Consider the following 19,055-nt stretch of genomic DNA (forward strand, 5'->3'; position numbering starts at 1 on the left):
GCCGTCATTTTTTAATCTTTGTGGTGAGGTAGTATGAAACAGTATCTGGATCTGATGAAAAAAGTGCTCGAAGAGGGCACGCCGAAGGCCGATCGCACCGGCACGGGCACGCGTTCCATTTTCGGTCATCAGATGCGTTTCAACTTGCAGGACGGGTTTCCGCTGGTTACCACGAAAAAATGTCACCTGCGTTCGATTATCCATGAACTGCTCTGGTTCCTGAACGGCGATACCAATGTTGCTTATCTGCATGAAAACAAGGTAAGTATTTGGGATGAGTGGGCCGATGAAAAGGGCGATTTGGGGCCAATATATGGTAAGCAGTGGCGTTCGTGGGGGGCGGCAGATGGCCGGCAGATCGACCAGTTAAAGACGGTTCTGGCGCAGTTGAAACAGGATCCCGATTCTCGCCGTATCATCGTCTCCGCCTGGAACGTGGGCGAACTGGATAAAATGGCGCTGGCGCCGTGCCACGCCTTTTTCCAGTTCTACGTGGCGGATGGTAAGCTCTCCTGTCAGCTCTATCAGCGCTCCTGCGACGTGTTCCTCGGTTTACCGTTCAACATCGCCAGCTATGCGCTGCTGGTGCACATGGTCGCGCAGCAGTGCGATCTGGACGTTGGCGATTTTGTGTGGACTGGCGGCGACACGCACCTGTACAACAACCACATGGCGCAGACGCATTTGCAATTGAGCCGTGAACCGCGAGCGTTGCCGAAACTGGTCATCAAACGCCGTCCGGATACGCTGTTTGATTACCGCTTCGACGATTTCGACATTGAGGGATACGATCCCCATCCCGCCATCAAAGCGCCGGTTGCCATCTAGCGCTTTCCCGCATATTTCAGGGCCGAGCCATACGGCCCTGTTGTTCTTTCGCTATGTTTCCCTATTTTTCCGTTTGAGATTACCGCTTTTATCGGCGGTAGAGTTCTGCTTTTTTCTGGCTTTTCATGCCTCTCCGCAACGTTTTTCTGCTGTTGCATCGTTGCAGTAAAACACTGCGAGCCGCCGCGTAGAATGCCGTTAATGCGCTGTCTTTGCTGATAAAACGCACTATCCTGATGCCATGAAAACAGGACATCGACAATGGCGGGGGGTTACCTTGCTGGAATTATTAGTGGTGCTGACGATCGTGGCGCTGATGGCGGGCGGCGGCTTACATGGCTGGATTCAGTATCAGCAGGCCATCCGTCTGGAACAGAATGCGCAGCAACTGCTGGACTTTTTGAGTCGGGTTCAGGCGAATGCCTACTGGCATAACGAAGCCCGGACGGTAAAACTCCTGCGACAGGGCGCGCTGTGGTGTATGACGCTCGTGCACAATGATAAACCGTCAGAGGAACGGTGCCGGTCAGACGATCCGGGGCAGTTTGTTCGCCGCTCGCAAGCGGTGGCGTTAGTCACGTTTACCAGCAAGACATTGACGTTTTTTGGTTTACGTAACACCGCGCAGGCTGGGCATCTTTCGCTGTCGAATTCCGCTGGTCAACTGCGTCTGGTTATCTCGGTAAGGGGGCGTATGCGTCTGTGTAGCGAATCACAACCGGTACTGGCGATTCCGCTGTGTTGAGTCATGCAACGCCGGAGCGTAAACCAAGCGGCTTTACCCTGCTGGAAATGTTGCTGGCACTGAGCTTGAGTAGCCTGATTATGCTGTCGGTAGCGCAGCTATATCCTCTGTTACGCAGCCAAAGCCAGAACAGTGCGCAGCTTGTTCGTCTGGAGCAGTTGTTTAATCAGGTCGTCATGGGGATTGAGAAAGATATCCGGCGCGCAGGTTTTTGCGCGGGATCCTGTCAGGGAAAGGCGATCACTATCGGGCAGTATCCGGGAGAGCACGAAAACAGTTGCCTCAATGTCTCTTATGACCTGAACCGAAATGGCGTATGGGATGGCGGGGAGCAACAGGATGCCGAATCGTTTGGCTATCGCCTGCGCGATCGGGCGCTGGAGATGCAAAGCGGAGCGCATAACTGTCGGGGCGACAGATGGGAAAAGCGGTTTGATCCGCAGGAGGTCATACTGACGACATTCCGGGTACAGCGATTGACGGCGCAAAACGCGCTGGCGCTGTATGAATTGCAACTGGCGGGGCATTGGGCAAAGCGTCCAGAGGTCGGGCTTCATGTCACCCGTTTGATCCGGGGACTTAATCAATGAGGAAAAGAGGGCAAAGGGGTAGCGCTACGCTGGCAATGGTACTGCTGAGCGCCATCATTGGGCTGCTGTTGATATCCGGTTTACAGCGCCAGCTTGATGCCGCCATGCGGCTGGGGAACGATGAACGGCTTTATCTCAGCGCGTTCAATCAGGCTTTGTCCGCATTAAATCGGGGGCTGGGGCAGCGCTGGAGTGCGTTAACGCAACACTGGCAATGTCAGCGGCTATCGCCAGATCCACTCGTGGTGTGTTTGCGCGCGGCCTCCGACGGCGTTCGGGGAATCCTTCGCGGGGAAGGGGAACTTCCCACAACAGACGGGCCGCTGAGGCTGTACCAACGGGTGTCGTTTTCGCCACTGGTGTCGGGTCAGATTGCCCTTCAGCCGTTGGGAAACGGCTGGTTGGATTTTTGCCCTGATAAAGAGGCGGCGCGTTGTGATGGCAGGTAGCGCCACCCGCCGCAGGTCTATCGCGAATCAATCAGGCTTCAGCCTGCCGGAGACGCTGGCAGCGGCGTTGCTGTTTACCGTGTCGCTGAACGGGCTGCTGCAATATCACCAGATCCTGCAACAGTCATTTCAGCATCAGTGGCAGCAGCGTCAGGCATGGCGTCTTGCTTCGCAACTGCTGGACGCTTACGAGGCGGGGATAGCGTATCATCCGTCCGTCACACATGGCCCGACGAGCAAGTCAGAGGGCGGCATGTCTGGCAGTGCTACGCTTGGGAATTCGGTGCCGTCTTTAGAGAAACGCTGGCAGTTCACTGTGTCAGAGGGGCGACAAAAGGGAGAATGCCGTCAGGTCGTGGCAAGGGTCATGACGCCACGTCGCTATCAGGCTACACTAGACCGTTGGTTTTGCCGGTTACCGGCCGTTGAGTAGATGTGTTTCGTTTCATTTCATCCCCCGTCTTTAAGCATCGTAGGCTGCGGCGAACAGGAGCAACAATGTTCAGAATCTATCACTCCAATCAGTTAGATGTCTTAAAAATGCTGATGGTTGAACTGATGAAGCGGCAGCCGCTTACAGATCCTTTCCAGCCGGAAGTGATTTTGGTGCAAAGTCCTGGCATGGCGCAGTGGCTGCAAATTGAACTGGCCGGGGCGTTTGGTATCGCCGCGAATATCCAGTTCCCGTTGCCCGGTGTTTTTTTGTGGAATATGTGTCGCCACGTGCTGTCGGATATCCCAGAAGAAAGCGCTTTCAGCAAGGATGCCATGACATGGAAACTGGTGCATCTGCTGCCGGATTTGTTGGCGCAGCCTGATTTTTCAGCACTTGAGCACTATCTGGAAGACGATGATGACCAGCGTAAGTTGCATCAGCTTGCCGGACGCGTGGCGGACCTTTTTGATCAATATTTGATTTATCGTCCTGAGTGGATCAAGGCATGGCAGGCGGGGAAGCTGGTTGACGAGCTCGGCGGCGACCAAGGCTGGCAGGCGTCGCTGTGGCGCGCTCTTGTGGATTACACGCGTGAACTGGCGCAGCCCGAATGGCATCATGCCATTTTGTATCAGCGCTTTATTACGGCGTTGACGCAGGCGACAAGCTGTCCGAAAGGCTTGCCGCCACGCGTGTTCATCTGTGGCATTTCGGCGTTACCCCCCATTTATTTACAGGCGCTGAATGCACTGGCGCGCCACATTGATGTGCATCTGCTGTTCACCAATCCTTGCCGTCATTACTGGAGTGACATTCAGGACTATAAATTTCTGGCAAAGCTAAAAGCCCGTAATCGTCGTTTACACCGCCGGGACAGCACGCAGCCTGAGGAAACGCGTGCGCTATTTCGCGATCCTCAACGGGCCGAAACGTTATTCAACGACGACGGGAAGCAATTACTCAATAACCCGTTGCTGGCATCCTGGGGGAAACTGGGACGCGACCACCTTTATTTACTGGCGGAACTGGACAACGTGCAGGAAGTTGATGCGTTTGTTGAGTCGGGTGGCGAGAATTTATTGCAAACCTTGCAGCGCGATATGCTTGAGCTGGAAGACCGCGCGGTGGTTGCGGTCAGCTACGAGGCGCAGTGCGCCAGCACGCAAAAATGCCTGTTGTCGCCTGACGATCGTTCGATCGATTTTCATGCCTGCCATAGCCCGCAGCGTGAAGTCGAAGTCCTTCATGACCAGCTGTTGGTGATGATGGCGGACAATCCTGAACTGATGCCGCGCGATATCATCGTGATGATGGCGGATATCGACAGCTATATGCCGTTTATTCAGGCGGTGTTTGGCAATGCGCCGGATGAACGCTATCTGCCTTTTTCCATCTCCGATCAGCGCGCACGTCATGCCCATCCTGCGTTGCAGGCGGTGCTCAGCCTGCTGGACTTGCCGACCCGCCGTTTCACCGCGGAACAGGTTCTGGCGCTGCTGGAAGTGCCCGCGCTGGCTGCCCGTTTCGGTATTCGGGAAGAGGGGCTGCGGCGCCTGCGATTGTGGGTGGTGGAGTCTGGCATACGCTGGGGATTGGATGACGACAACGTGCGCGATTTTATGCTGCCGCCAACGGGCCAGCACACGTGGCGTTTCGGTTTGACGAGAATGCTGCTGGGTTATGCTATGGACAGCCAGGCCGGCGACTGGCAAGGGGTGCTGCCCTATGATGAATCCAGCGGCCTGATTGCCGAACTGGCTGGTCAACTGGCTGAGCTGCTGATGCAGATTCATCAATGGCGTCAGCGGTTATCGCAGTCACGCGAGCTTGCTGAGTGGCAGCCGCTGTGTCGGGAATTGATTGACGCCTTCTTTGATGCCGATCGCGATACCGAAGCGGCGTTGGCATTGGTTGAAAAACAGTGGCAGTACGTGATCGACATGGGAATGGCGGCGCGTTATCCGCAACCGGTGTCGATCTCCCGTTTACGCGATGAGCTGTCGCGGCGTCTCGATCAGGAGCGGCTCAGCCAGCGTTTCCTGGCGGGCGCCATCAATTTCTGTACGCTGATGCCGATGCGTTCCATTCCGTTTAAGGTTGTGTGCCTGCTGGGCATGAACGATGGGGTTTATCCTCGCACGCTGCCGCCGCTCGGGTTTGACTTGATGGGGCGTAAAATCAAACGTGGCGATCGCAGTCGACGTGACGATGACCGTTATCTGTTTCTTGAAGCGCTCCTGTCGGCACAGCAAAAACTCTATATCAGCTATATAGGGCGTTCGATTCAGGATAATACGCCCCGCTACCCCTCCGTGCTGGTGAATGAACTCATGGAATACATCGCGCAAAGCCATGTTCTGCCGGGCGATGAAGAGCTGGATATCGATAGCAGCGCGGAACGGGTTATGAAGCATCTTTGCCGTGAACACAGCCGGATGCCTTTTGATGCGAATAATTTTCTGCCGGAACCGCAGCCCTTGAGTTTTGCGACGGAATGGCTGGCGGCGGCGCACCGAAAGGGGAACGCTCAGCCTGATTTTGATCGAGAGCCGTTGCCTGAAAGAGCGGGCGACAGCGAGGTCAGTCTGGACAACTTGAAACGTTTTTATCGTCACCCGGTGCGGGCTTTTTTCCAACTGCGGCTTGGCGTGAGCTTTATGCTGCAAAGCGACGAACTGCTGGATGAAGAGCCTTTCGTGGTGGATAGTCTGCGGCGCTATCAATTAAACAGTGAATTGCTGAATACCTTGATTAAGGATGGGGAGACGGAAAGACTGTATCGTCGGGCCAAAGCGGCTGGGGAGTTGCCCTACGGCGCGTTCGGCGAAATTTACTGGCAGGAACAGCGGCAAGAGATGACGTTGCTGGCGGCACGGGTGCGTGATGAACTCATGCCTGATCGATTGGAAAGCCGGGAGATCGATCTTCGTCTTGACGGCATGCGCGTTACGGGTTGGCTTAATCAAGTGCAGCCGGATGGTCTACTGCGCTGGCGTCCGGGGACGCTCTCGATGAAGGATGGCATTACGCTGTGGCTGGAACATCTGGCGTATTGCGCCATCGGTGGACAGGGGGAAAGCCGGCTGTACGGTCGGGAGGAGAGCGCATGGCGTTTTGCCCCGTTGCCGGAAAAGCAGGCCAGAGAGTGGTTGATGGCGATGCTCGCCGGATACCGTCAGGGCATGAATGAGCCGTTGTTATTACTAAATAAAGCAGGCGGCGCCTGGCTGGCTGAATGCTACGATCGTGAAAGCGATAGTCTGCGTTGGGATGAGGAGACACAGGCGAAGGCACGCGCTCGTTTGTTGCAAGCCTGGCAGGGCAACATGAAAGTGCGGGGGGAAGGTGAGGATTATTACCTGCAACGCATCGTCCGTGAGTTGGACGAAAAAAGGATGAGTGAGATCATCGAGGCGGCGCAAGTCTGGTTACTGCCGGCGTTCCGTTTTAATCTGGCCTGACGGCCCGTTTGGGAATGCTGCTTTTATAAATGTTGGGGGCGAAACGTAACGCGCCGTAACGTGATGGACATAAGGTTGGAGAATTTCATGCGTAAACAGTGGGTCTGGATTACCGGGTGGTTTCTGTTGTTCACATGCTGGTTGCCGATGAGTTGGGCAGAGACGGGGTGGCAAACGCTGGCTCAGACCATTCGAAAAAGCGAAAAAGATCCACGGCAATATCAGGCAATCAAGCTGGATAACGGGATGACGGTGCTGTTGGTGTCCGATCCGCAGGCAACAAAATCACTGGCTTCTCTGGCGCTTCCCATCGGTTCGCTGGACGATCCCGATAGTCAACTGGGGTTGGCGCACTACCTTGAACACATGGTGTTGATGGGGTCGAAACGTTACCCGGCGCCGGAGGCGCTGTCCGAGTTTTTGAAAAAGCACGGCGGCAGCCACAACGCCAGTACGGCGTCTTACCGCACGGCGTTTTATCTGGAAGTCGAGAATGATGCGCTGCGGCCAGCGGTGGATCGGATGGCTGATGCGATTGCAGAGCCGTTGCTCGATCCGGTGAACGCCGATCGTGAGCGTAACGCGGTTAATGCGGAATTGACGATGGCGCGTTCACGCGACGGCCATCGTATGGCGCAGGTCGGGGCGGAGACGTTGAACCCCGCGCACCCTAGCGCGCGTTTTTCGGGGGGAAACCTTGAAACCCTGAGCGATAAACCCGGCAGCAAGCTGCATGATGAACTGGTGAAATTCTATCAGCAATACTACTCAGCCAACCTGATGAAAGGGGTGATTTACAGCAATCAACCCTTGCCAGAACTGGCGCGTCTGGCGGCCGACACATTCGGGCGTATTGCTAATCATCATGCCAGCGTGCCTGTGGTGACTGTTCCCGTCACTACGGAGAAGCAACGCGGCGTCATGATCCACTATGTTCCCGCTCAGCCGAGGAAACAGCTGCGTATTGAGTTTCGCGTCAGTGATATTAGTCAGGCGTTTCGCAGCAAGACGGATACCTACATTAGCTATCTGATTGGCAACCGCAGCCAGAATACGCTCTCTGACTGGCTGCAAAAGGAAGGATTGGCGGAATCTATCGGGGCGGGTTCTTCGCCGATCATCGATCGAAACGGCGGCATGTTTGCGATTTCCGTCTCGCTGACGGATAAAGGGCTGGCGCAGCGTGACGAGGTGATCGCGGCGATATTCCGTTATTTGCAACAAATCCGCACTGAGGGGATTCAGCAGCGTTATTTTGATGAAATCGCCCGCGTTCTGGATCTGGATTTCCGCTATCCGTCCATCAGCCGGGACATGGACTACATCGAATGGTTGGTTGATACCATGCTGCGCGTGCCCATCGAACATACGCTTGATGCGCAGTATATCGCGGATCGCTACGATCCGAACGCTATCGCTGCACGGCTGGACGAGATGGCGCCTCAGAACGCGCGTGTCTGGGTTATCAGCCCGAATGAACCGCATAATAAAGTGGCCTATTTTGTCGATGCGCCGTATGAGATGAATAAAATTTCTTCAGCGACATATACCAAGTGGAAGACGCTGGGTCAGAAAATATCGCTGTCGTTGCCGACGATTAACCCCTACATCCCGGATGATTTTTCCCTGATCAACGCGGATAAATCGCTGACCAAACCGACGCTCCTGTTGGATCAGCCGGGGTTACGCGTACTGTATATGCCAAGTCGCTATTTCGCCGATGAGCCGAAAGCGGAAATCACCTTGTATCTGCGTAATCAGGACGCGCGCAGCACCGCCCGCAATCAAGTGTTGTTTGCGTTGAATGATTATCTGGCAGGGCTGGCGTTGGATGAACTGAGTTATCAGGCCTCAATTGGCGGTATTAGCTTCTCCACCCGCAGCAATGATGGTCTGGTGATTAGCGCCAATGGCTATACCCAGCATTTACCACGTCTGCTGGTGACACTGGCGGATGGCTATGCCTCCTTTACCTCAACGGAAGCACAGTTGGAACAGGCCAAGTCCTGGTATTTGCAGCAATTGGATGCGGTCGAGAAAGCAAAAGCCTTTGAACAGGCGCTACAGCCGATTCAGGCGCTGTCTCAACTGCCGTATTTCGAGCGCAGCGAACGCCGTCGCTTGCTGAAAGATATCAGCTTACAGGATGTGGTTAACTACCGGAAAACGCTGCTGCAAAAAGCCGCGCCTGAAATGCTGGTCGTCGGCAATCTGGCTCCGGAACGCGTAACCGAGCTGGCGCATGCGCTGAAAGCGCATTTGAAGGCGGGAGGGGAAAATCTGTCGCGCAGCGATGACGTCAAAGTCAGCAAGCCGCAGTTTGCTAATCTCCAGCGGCCGGGCAGCAGTACGGATTCTGCGTTAGCGGCGGTGTATGTACCGACCGGCTACTCGGAAACGCAGAGCATGGCGTACAGCTCGGTGCTGGGGCAGATCCTTCAGCCTTGGTTTTACAGCCAACTGAGAACGGAAGAGCAACTCGGCTATGCGGTGTTCGCCTTCCCGATGTCCATTGGCAGACAGATGGGCATCGGCTTACTGCTGCAAAGTAATGTCAAACAGCCTGCTTATCTGTACCAGCGCTATGAAGACTTCTACCTGAAAGCGCAAAAACGACTGCGTGAAATGCGTGAAGAGGAGTTTGCGCAGTATAAGCAAGGCGTGGTGAATGAACTCAGTCAGCGTCCGCAAACATTGGCTGAAGAGGCCGGTCGGCTGCGTAAAGATTTGGACCGGGAAAACTTTGCTTTTGACTCGCGTGAGAAACTGCTGGCACAAATTAAACCGCTGACGGTGGTGCAACTGGCCGAATTCTTCCAGCAGGCGCTGAAGCCTGAAGGCCTTGCCGTGCTGTCGCAGGTTTCCGGCAGCCATCATGGTAAAGCCGACTATGCCGCACCGAAGGGATGGCATACCTATGCGGACGCCTCGTCATTACAAAAAACGTTACCGCGTGAAAAACCGCCTGCGATGATCCCTGCGCCGGCAGTACAGACGGCGGCAGGTGCCACGGTATCGGAAGTTAAGGCGTTAGCAGAATGACAAGCGCCGCGCCGCAATCCTTAGACGTCATGACGTTGCCGCTCGTCGGAGAGCGGCTGATTGAGGCGTCGGCAGGAACCGGGAAAACCTATACGCTGGCAGTGCTCTACCTGCGCCTGTTGCTGGGGTTGGGTAAACAGGCCGCGTATCCGCGCCCGCTGTTGGTGGAGGAGATTCTGGTTGTCACCTTTACCGAGGCGGCGACCGAAGAGCTGCGCGAGCGTATTCGCGCGAGAATCCACGACTTGCGTATCGCCTGCCTGCGTAAAAGTACGCAGGGGGAGAAGGACGAAAAGCCGAAAGATGCTGGGCTCACGCCGCTGCTGGCGGAAATCACCGACCACCGGGCGGCAGCCGAGGTGTTGTTAGCGGCCGAACAACAAATGGATGAGGCGGCGATCTATACGATCCACGGCTTTTGCCAACGGATGTTAAGCATTAATGCGTTCGAATCCGGCGTGCTTTTCGAGCAGCAACTGATAGAAGATGAGCTGCCGTTGCGTCGTCAGGCCTGCGCCGATTTCTGGCGGCGTTATTGTTATCCACTGCCGGTGGACGTTGCGCGTATCGTCAGTCAGGAGTGGAAGGGGCCGGAAAACTTGCTGGCCGATCTGGCGCCTTATCTGCACGGTGAAGCGCCGGTATTCCGGGTTCAGCCCGAAGCGGATGAAACCCTGCTCAGTCGACATGAGAAGATCGTTGCCACGATCGATGCTTACAAGCAGCGTTGGCTGGCGTCAGCGCCGGATCTGGACGTGTTGATTAGCGCTTCGGGCGTGGATAAACGCAGTTACAGCAGTCGGCATCTTCCCAATTGGCTACAGAAAATCACCCTGTGGGCAGAACAGCCTACGCTGGATTATCGGCTGCCGAAAGATTTGACGCGATTTACACAGCGCACGTTAATCGAAAAAACCAGAAAAGGCGAACCGCCGGTTCATGCCATTTTTGAGGCGACGGAACAACTGCTGGAAACGCCGCTGTCACTGCGCGACCTGGTGATTGTTCGGGCGCTGTCGGCAATTCGTGATTCGGTACGTGAAGAAAAACGACAGCGTGCGGAACTGGGATTTGACGACCTGCTGGGGCGGCTGGACGAAGCATTACAGCAGCCGGAGGGCGAACGCCTTGCCGGCGCCATTCGTGAGCGCTATCCGGTGGCGATGATCGATGAATTTCAGGATACCGACCCCCAGCAGTATCGCATTTTCCGAACGCTTTACGTCGGGCAGTCGCAGTGCGGGCTGATGCTGATCGGCGACCCTAAACAGGCGATTTATGCGTTTCGCGGTGCGGATATTTTTACCTACATGCATGCGCGTGGCGAAGTCGCGGCGCATTATACCCTCGGTACCAACTGGCGTTCATCGCTCCAGATGGTGCGCGGCGTTAACCGTCTGTTTGAACGCGTCGAGCACCCTTTTATTTTCCATAATATTCCTTTCCTTCCCGTCAAACCCGCCGAGTCAAAGCGCGGTTTGCGCTTTGAGATCGCCGGTGAATCCCAGCCCGCACTGCAATTCTGGCTAACGGGATCGGAAGCGATTAGCGTGGGGGATTATCAGCAGCAGATGGCGCGCCAATGCGCAGCGCAGATCCGTGACTGGCTGCTCGCCAGCCAGCGTCATGACGCCTGGCTGATGACGGATGGTTCCCGACGTTTGCTCAAGGCATCCGACATGAGCGTGCTGGTGCGTAGTCGACGTGAAGCCTCGCTGATTCGTGATGCGTTGAGCCGTCTGTCTATTCCCTCGGTGTACTTGTCCAACCGCGACAGCGTGTTTAGTACGCCGGAGGCCAGCGATATCTTATGGCTATTGCAGGCGGTGTTGGCGCCGGAACAGGAACGCACGCTACGCAGCGCAATGGCGACGGCGCTGATGGGGTTGGATGCCGGGCAGGTTGATGCATTAGGGCAAAGCGAATCCACCTGGGACGCGCTGGTGGAGGAGTTTGCAGGCTACCGTGATTTGTGGCGTCAGCGCGGCGTATTACCGATGCTGCGTGCGTTGATGAGCCGACATCAGTTGGCTGAGAACCTGCTGGCGAGCGCAGAGGGAGAGCGTCGTCTTACCGACATTCTGCATATCGGCGAGCTCTTGCAGGATGCGTCGGCGACGCTTGATGGCGAACATGCTCTGGTGCGCTGGCTATCGCAACAGATCCTTCAGCCTAATCCACAGGCGGAGAACCAGCAGCTGCGTCTGGAAAGCGATCGTCATCTGGTGCAGATCGTGACGATTCATAAATCGAAAGGGCTGGAATATCCGCTGGTGTGGTTGCCTTTTATCAGCAGTTTCCGCGTACAGGAGCAGGGGATTTATCACGATAGGGACAGTTACCAGGCCGTACTGGATTTGCAACAGAGTGAAGAAAGTCAGGCGCTGGCGGAAGAAGAACGGCTGGCGGAAGATTTGCGTTTGCTTTATGTCGCTCTGACTCGTTCTGTGTACCACTGTAGTGTTGGTGTGGCGCCCGTCGTTCAGCGAGCGGGTAAAAAAGACGGCGTCAGCGCTATGCACCATAACGCGCTGGGCTATTTGCTCCAGCGGGGCCAGGAAGCCGAGACGGCTGTGTTCGTCAGCGAGTTGGAAGGTCTGGTCGGTGACGGTATCGCGTTGACGCCGCTACAGGCGACGGAAGCGCAGCGTTTAGAGCCGGATAGCCCGGTATTGACCGAGTTGCAGGCTCGCCAAATCACACGCCCGCTGCACGACGGCTGGCGAGTGACGAGCTATTCAGGGCTTCAGCAACATGGCGCGGCAAACGTACAGGATCTGGTGCCGCGTCTGGATATTGAAGCGATAGGCGAACGTCAGGAGGGGGATGAAGGCCAACTGACGCCGCATACCTTTCCGCGCGGGGCGAGTCCGGGCACGTTTTTACATAGCCTGTTTGAAACGCTGGATTTTACCCAGCCGGTTGATGACGACTGGCTGGCTGAACAATTGCAGCGTCAGGGACTGGAGGCGCACTGGCACCCGGTATTGAAGGCATGGATGGATACGCTGCTGAATACGCCGCTTAATGCGCAGGGGATCCGGCTATCGGCGATGGGTAAGCCGGATAAACAGACGGAATTACAGTTCTACCTGCCGATTGCGGCGCCGATGCTGGCGGTGCAGCTCGATCGGCTGGCAAAGCGGCATGACCCGCTATCCGCGCAGTGTCCGCCGCTCTCTTTTCAGCAAGTTAAAGGCATGCTCAAGGGGTTTATCGACCTGGTGTTCCGTTGGGAAGGGCGTTACTACCTGCTGGACTATAAATCCAATTGGCTTGGCGCCGATGTGAGTGCCTATACCCAAACGGCAATGATGCACTCGATGGCTGAACACCGCTATGACCTGCAATATCAGCTTTACACGCTGGCTTTGCATCGCTATCTGGGGCACCGTATTGCGGATTACGACTACGATCGCCATTTTGGCGGGGTGTTTTATCTGTTTTTACGTGGCGTTGACGCGTCTCACCCCGGCAACGGAATATTTACCTGCCGTCCCTCTGCGGAATTGGTCTTTGGGCTTGATGCGTTATTTCTGGGTAAGCTACCCGACGATGCGGATGCAGGAATTCCCTCATGATTGCGTTACTTGAAACCGCGCTGGCGCGACGACTGTTACGCCCGCTGGATGTTCAGTTTGCCAGAATGCTGGCGGATGATGGACAGCCTCATCTGCTGTTGGCTGCTGCCTGCCTGAGCGCATATTCCGGCGCTGGACACGTGTGTTTTCCGCTGGCGAATTTGCAGGCGCAGACGCTGTTTGATGGCCGCGAACCTGAACTGGCCCAGCAGCTTCTTTCAATGGCCGGTGTGAGCGCTGTTGCAGAATGGCGGCAGCGCCTGCTGGCGTCCGATGCCGTCAGCGACGGCCATTTGCCGACGCCGCTGGTGCTGCAAGGCGATAAGCTTTATTTACAGCGTAGCTGGCAGAGTGAAGGCCGCGTGGCGCAATTTATCGCCAGCGAGCACGATGACGTGCCGGCTGATGAACCGGCGATCCGCGCGCTGTTGGATCGGCTGTTTCCTGATACCGGTGAGGAAACCGACTGGCAGAAGGTGGCCGCGGCGATTGCACTGACGCGCCGTATAGCGATTATTTCCGGCGGGCCGGGAACGGGGAAAACCACGACGGTCGCCAAGCTGCTGGCGGCGCTGATTGAGCTGAACGCGGGACAGGCGTTGCGTATTCAACTGGCGGCTCCCACCGGGAAGGCAGCGGCCCGTTTAACGGAGTCGCTGGGGATGGCATTGCGCCGTCTGAACGTGGATCAACGACAGCGCGACGCCTTTCCTCAGGAGGCGACAACGCTGCATCGGCTTTTGGGCGCGACAGCGGATAGCCAGCGGCTACGTCATCATCAGGAAAACCCACTGCATTTGGATGTGCTGATTGTGGATGAGGCGTCAATGGTCGATCTGCCGATGATGGCGAATGTGATTGCGGCGCTTCCGGCGGGGGCCAGAATTATCTTTCTGGGCGATCGCGATCAGTTGGCCTCTGTCGAGGCGGGGGCGGTACTGGGCGATATCTGCCGTTTTGCCGAGGCGGGCTATAGCCGTGCGCGTGCGCAGCAATTGCAGCGGCTGACGGGCTGTATGCTGGATGACAGCGGTTCTCAAGGGGAGACGACGGTGGGAGACTGTATCTGCCTGTTGCGCCGGAGTTACCGCTTTGATCCGCATTCCGGTATCGGGCAACTGGCGCGGGCGGTGAACGGTGGCGATGAGGCGCGCGTGCGCGCCGTGCTGAGCGGTGAGTTTACCGATATTACCTGTCGTCCGTTAGCGGCGGCTGAAGAGTACCAGACCATGCTGACACAGTGTGTCGAAGGATATCGCGACTATCTAAAGCTTATCGCGACGGGCGCCGCGCCGGAGGCCGTGCTGTCAGCCTTCCAGCGCTATCGCCAACTGTGCGCGTTACGGGAGGGGCCGTTTGGCGTCGCGGGGCTGAATCAGCGTATTGAGCAGGCTTTGCATCAGGTCGGGTTGATTCAGCGCGGTCGCCATCCGCTTAACCGCTGGTATCCCGGCCGACCGGTCATGATTGAGCGTAATGATGCCGCATTGGGCCTGTTCAATGGGGATATCGGCATTGCCATGCCGGGGAAACGCGGGGAGCTGCGCGTATTTTTCTCCCTGCCGAATGGTGAAACCAAGGATGTCACGCCGAGTCGTCTGCCGCCGCATGAAACGGCCTACGCGATGACGGTGCATAAATCGCAGGGATCGGAGTTTGAGCATACCGCGCTGGTGTTGCCGAACCACTATTTGCCGGTGCTGACGCGGGAGTTGGTGTATACCGCCATTACGCGTGCGCGCCAGCGCTTGTCACTTTATGCCGACATCCGCATCCTCTGTCGGGCGGTGAAAACGCCGACGCAACGCTATAGCGGTTTGGAAGAGCGCATTAGCGCGTTAATGAATGGCGACACATCCTAAATAATTCGCGTGGCGGCAGGCAGGCAGGGCCTATAGCAGGCCGAGTCGGTAAGAGAAGCTCATGCCCATGCCGCTTGGCGAGTGAGGGATGGAATGTCAGGCCGATTCACGCTCAATCAGTGAAAAACCAATATCTACGATGGGGGAGGGCACGCTTTTCCCCTCAATTTTTTCCGCTAACATGGCCGCTGCGTCGGTACCGATTTTCCAGCGATCGACCCTGACCGTGGTAATGCTCGGTGTGCAGTGGGCGGCGAAATCGAGATCGCCAAATCCCATCACTGCCAGGGTTTTCGGCACCGCTAACCCTCTGGCTGCGGCCTCGATCATAACGCCCTGCGCCAGCGTGTCGGAACTGCAAATAATGGCGTCAAAATCCTCGCCATTGGCGAGAAGATCGCTTAATCCCTGCCTTCCGAGTGCCAGCGTGGCTGGCCAGGGAACGATGGCCTCACGTGCATGACTGCCCTGCTGTTTTTGTATGACGTCATAAATCCCTTTCTTACGCAGACCGGCACGCGCGTCTTCAGTCCAGACAAGGCCGAAACGCGAATGTCCTTTACCCAGTAAATAATGCCCGATGGCGTTCCCGATGCTTTCATGGGAAAAACCCACCAGCATATCGAGCGGCGTTGGCGTGAGATCCCAGATTTCAACGATGGGGATCGTGGCGTTGAGCAGGAGACGTTTAAGTTCTGGCGTGTGGTGAATACCGGTAAGGACGATGCCGTCCGGGCGACGAGAAAGCAGGGTGGCGACGATCTCCGCCTCGGATTCATTGGTATCGCCCGCAACGCACAGCAGCATGTGGTAACCGCGTGCCGCCAGTTCATCGCTTATCGCCTGAATGGTATCAACAAACATATTGTTATTGATCTGCGGCACCACGACGGCAATCAGCTTACTGCGTCTGGAAGCCAGACCGCCCGCTAACATATTCGGGATGTAGCCCGTAGCACGGACGGCTTCCATCACTTTGTTTACGGTTTCCGCGCGCACAATCTTCGGGTTGTTTAACGCGCGGCTGACTGTCATAGGCGAAATGCCTGCGGCACGCGCGACATCTTCAAGCGTGGGTGCACGCGGTGGGAGGCTGTTGGCGTTCTTATCGCGTTTCAATCACGGGTTCCCTTCTGAGGCTATGCGCACAGGCATATATCGTCGGATTATCGTTGATGGCATATCGGTTTTCCAGTCGCCCGTGTATCTGGCAACCTGCCGAATTGTCTCGTTTTTTCGTGTTGGCCTCTGAACTGGTCGCCCTGCATTCCCGTTGTATCCTCTTACTTTTTGTGGTGATTGCGCAATCATTCATTTCTACGGTTAATGAACGATTTTATCGTGATAATGAATGTTGTGTGATCTGTATTGCATGTTTTTTCTTCATTTATCGCTATCTTCTTTTCTGTTTATGAATGTTAGCGCAATCATTTAATGAGGTGAGACATGACCATCAGTGCAAATTCAGCGGCGGTGAGCTACGCAAAAGTCACGAACGTCAGATCGGCTGCCGAGTCGGGCGATCGAATTGAATGGGTAAAACTCTCTCTGGCGTTTTTGCCGCTGGCCACGCCGGTTAGCGATGCGAAGGTGCTGACCGGAAGGCAGAAACCGCTGACCGAAGTGGCCATTATTTTTGCGGAAATTCGCAGTCGTGATGGGTTTGAAGGCGTGGGGTTCAGCTACTCCAAGCGAGCGGGCGGTCAGGGCATCTATGCGCATGCCAAAGAGATTGCGGATAACCTGTTGGGCGAAGATCCGAACGATATCGATAAGATCTATACCAAGCTGCTGTGGGCTGGCGCATCGGTTGGCCGCAGTGGCATGGCAGTACAGGCGATTTCTCCGCTCGACATCGCCCTGTGGGACATGAAAGCCAAGCGTGCAGGTTTGCCTCTGTCTAAGCTGTTGGGCTCACACCGTGATTCCGTGCAGTGCTACAACACCTCAGGCGGCTTCCTGCATACGCCATTGGATCAGGTATTAAAAAATGTCGTCATCTCCCGTGAAAGTGGTATCGGCGGGATAAAACTAAAAGTCGGGCAACCGAATACGACGGAGGATATCCGTCGCCTTACGGCGGTGCGCGAAGCGCTGGGAGACGATTTCCCGCTGATGGTGGACGCCAATCAGCAGTGGGATCGCGAAACGGCGATTCGGATGGGGAGAAAGATGGAGGCCTTTAACCTGATCTGGATTGAAGAGCCGCTGGATGCCTACGATGTGGAAGGCCATGCGGCGCTGACGGCGGCACTGGATACGCCGATTGCCACGGGCGAGATGCTGACCAGTTTCCGCGAACACGAACAGCTGATCCTTGGTAATGCCAGTGATTTCGTTCAGCCGGATGCACCGCGGGTGGGCGGGATTTCGCCTTTCCTGAAAATCATGGATTTGGCCGCGAAGCATGGGCGTAAGCTGGCGCCGCACTTTGCGATGGAAGTGCATTTGCATCTGGCTGCCGCTTATCCGATTGAACCCTGGCTGGAACACTTCGAGTGGCTGAATCCACTTTTCAACGAGCAGCTAGAACTGCGCGACGGGCGGATGTGGGTATCCGATCGTCTGGGACTGGGATTTACGCTGAGTGAACAGGCAAGGAAGTGGACAACGCTGAGCTGTGAGTTTGGCAGGCAGCCATAAACTGATCAACGAGCGTGGCCGATTTTACGGTCGGCCACGAGAGGCTTCGTTGAAAAACGTCATTCAGAGATCCATCACCAGAATCTTCGAGCGGCGCTGGTAGTTATACAACGCCTGCTTTTTCTTCGGCAGCATCTCCACTTCGGCGGGCAGGAAGCCACGCTCCTGGAACCAGTGGATGCTGTGTGTTGTCAGCACAAACAGCTTTTTCAGCCCCTGCTGGCGCGCCTGAGCGGCAATGCGCAGCAGCAGCATATCGCCGCGCGATGAACTGCGATAATCCGGATGAACCGCTACGCAAGCCATTTCGCCGATGCTTTCTTCAGGGAAGGGGTAAAGCGCGGCGCAGGCGATAGTCAGGTTATCGCGTACTACCACGGTAAATTTGTCGATCTCCATTTCTAACTGTTCGCGCGAGCGTCTGACCAGAATGCCTTGCTCTTCCAGCGGGCGGATCAGTTCCAGAATGCCGCCGATGTCATTAATGGTCGCCCGACGAACCTGCTCGGCGCTTTCCATCACGATCTGTGTACCGATCCCGTCGCGAGAGAACAGCTCCTGTAATAGCGCGCCGTCGTCCTGATAGCTGATCAGGTGGCTGCGGCGTACGCCGCTGCGGCAGGCTTTGACCGCGCCGCGCAGGAACCTGACCGTACCGGAATGATAATCGCCGCTCTGTTCCAGCGTATCAATGCGCCGTTGCGCATCGTCCGGGAACAGTTCGGAAATGATGCGGCCCTCTTCATTGATGACGCCCTGCGAGGAGCAAAAGCCGATCATTTTCTCGGCTTTTAGCTTGATAGCTAACTGAGTCGCCACCTCTTCCGAGGTCAAATTGAAACTTTCTCCGGTGACTGAAACGGCGACCGGACCAAGCAGCACAATGGCGCCGCTATTCAACTGGCGATTTACCGCCTCTTCATCAATACGACGAATGCGGCCGCTATGGCAATAGTCTACGCCGTCATCAACGCCGAGCGGCTGCGCGATAATAAAATTGCCGCTGACGACATTAATGTGCGCGCCCTGTAGCGGCGTGTTGTTCAGGCTCATCGACAGTCTGGCGGTGATATCCAGTTGCAGCATGCCCGCCGCCTGTTTGACCAGATCCAGCGTGGCGCTGTCGGTAATGCGGGTATTTTTATGATAGTGAGGCTCGTAGTGATGCATGGTCAGGCTGGCGTCAATCTGTGGGCGGGCGCCGTAGACTACCACCAGCCTGATCCCCAGACTGTGCAATAGCCCGATGTCATTGACGATGTTAGAGAAGTTAGGATGTTCGATGGCCTCGCCACCCAACATGATGACAAACGTTTTGCCGCGGTGGGCGTTGATATAGGGAACTGAATGGCGGAAGCCCTGAACCAGTTCTGTACTACGTTCCTTCACTGTGAGCCCTCTTTGCATTTTTATTCGTA

At 56.0% G+C, this 19,055-nt stretch carries 12 protein-coding genes; 10 read left to right on the forward strand and 2 right to left on the reverse strand.

All coding sequences use genetic code 11. The features are described from left to right. Positions 1–33 precede the first annotated feature (33 nt). The 9 genes from thyA (at position 34) to recD (ending at position 14,994) form a co-directional block, all read left to right on the forward strand. Positions 34–828 (forward strand): thymidylate synthase, encoded by a 795-nt coding sequence (thyA, locus tag EDC54_RS00655; protein ID WP_132452260.1) that lies wholly within the window; start codon positions 34–36, stop codon positions 826–828. 241 nt (positions 829–1,069) lie between these two features. Continuing rightward, positions 1,070–1,573 (forward strand): prepilin peptidase-dependent protein, encoded by a 504-nt coding sequence (locus EDC54_RS00660; protein ID WP_132452262.1) that lies wholly within the window; start codon positions 1,070–1,072, stop codon positions 1,571–1,573. Further along, positions 1,567–2,163: a prepilin peptidase-dependent protein gene (locus EDC54_RS00665; RefSeq protein ID WP_230514446.1), complete on the forward strand. Its 597-nt coding sequence runs from the start codon at positions 1,567–1,569 to the stop codon at positions 2,161–2,163. Before EDC54_RS00660 ends, EDC54_RS00665 begins: the two co-directional genes overlap by 7 nt. Further along, the gene (locus EDC54_RS00670) at positions 2,160–2,612 is read left to right on the forward strand and encodes a YgdB family protein (protein WP_230514447.1); all 453 of its coding nucleotides are present in this window, start codon (positions 2,160–2,162) and stop codon (positions 2,610–2,612) included. The genes EDC54_RS00665 and EDC54_RS00670 overlap by 4 nt, the downstream gene beginning before the upstream one ends. Further along, a complete protein-coding gene (locus EDC54_RS00675; protein WP_132452264.1) occupies positions 2,602–3,045 on the forward strand; it encodes a prepilin-type N-terminal cleavage/methylation domain-containing protein in 444 nt (147 codons plus the stop codon). Before EDC54_RS00670 ends, EDC54_RS00675 begins: the two co-directional genes overlap by 11 nt. Positions 3,046–3,110: 65 nt before the next feature. Beyond that, entirely contained in the window at positions 3,111–6,509 is a 3,399-nt protein-coding gene (gene recC / locus EDC54_RS00680; RefSeq protein WP_132452266.1) for an exodeoxyribonuclease V subunit gamma, read from the forward strand. A gap of 87 nt (positions 6,510–6,596) precedes the next feature. Next, positions 6,597–9,551, forward strand: coding sequence for a pitrilysin (ptrA, locus tag EDC54_RS00685; protein ID WP_132452268.1), 2,955 nt, complete (start codon positions 6,597–6,599; stop codon positions 9,549–9,551). Further along, positions 9,548–13,132: an exodeoxyribonuclease V subunit beta gene (gene recB, locus EDC54_RS00690; protein WP_132452270.1), complete on the forward strand. Its 3,585-nt coding sequence runs from the start codon at positions 9,548–9,550 to the stop codon at positions 13,130–13,132. The genes ptrA and recB overlap by 4 nt, the downstream gene beginning before the upstream one ends. Continuing rightward, positions 13,129–14,994 carry an exodeoxyribonuclease V subunit alpha gene (gene recD / locus EDC54_RS00695; RefSeq protein WP_132452272.1) on the forward strand — a complete coding sequence of 622 codons (1,866 nt, stop codon included), beginning with the start codon at positions 13,129–13,131 and terminating at the stop codon, positions 14,992–14,994. Before recB ends, recD begins: the two co-directional genes overlap by 4 nt. Positions 14,995–15,090: 96 nt before the next feature. Here the strand turns inward: recD and EDC54_RS00700 are convergent, their stop codons facing one another. Further along, positions 15,091–16,113, reverse strand: coding sequence for a LacI family DNA-binding transcriptional regulator (locus EDC54_RS00700; protein WP_132452274.1), 1,023 nt, complete (start codon positions 16,111–16,113; stop codon positions 15,091–15,093). A gap of 327 nt (positions 16,114–16,440) precedes the next feature. On the opposite strand from EDC54_RS00700, the gene EDC54_RS00705 reads away from it, so the two are divergent. After that, a complete protein-coding gene (locus tag EDC54_RS00705) occupies positions 16,441–17,637 on the forward strand; it encodes an L-talarate/galactarate dehydratase (RefSeq protein ID WP_132452276.1) in 1,197 nt (398 codons plus the stop codon). A 63-nt stretch (positions 17,638–17,700) separates the two neighbouring features. Here EDC54_RS00705 and argA read toward each other — a convergent pair whose 3' ends face one another. After that, on the reverse strand, positions 17,701–19,026 hold the full coding sequence (gene argA, locus EDC54_RS00710) for an amino-acid N-acetyltransferase (RefSeq protein WP_132452278.1): 1,326 nt from the start codon (positions 19,024–19,026) through the stop codon (positions 17,701–17,703). Positions 19,027–19,055 lie beyond the last annotated feature (29 nt).

It is taken from the genome of Samsonia erythrinae (genome assembly GCF_004342665.1).
GTDB classification, from domain to species: Bacteria; Pseudomonadota; Gammaproteobacteria; order Enterobacterales; family Enterobacteriaceae; genus Samsonia; species Samsonia erythrinae.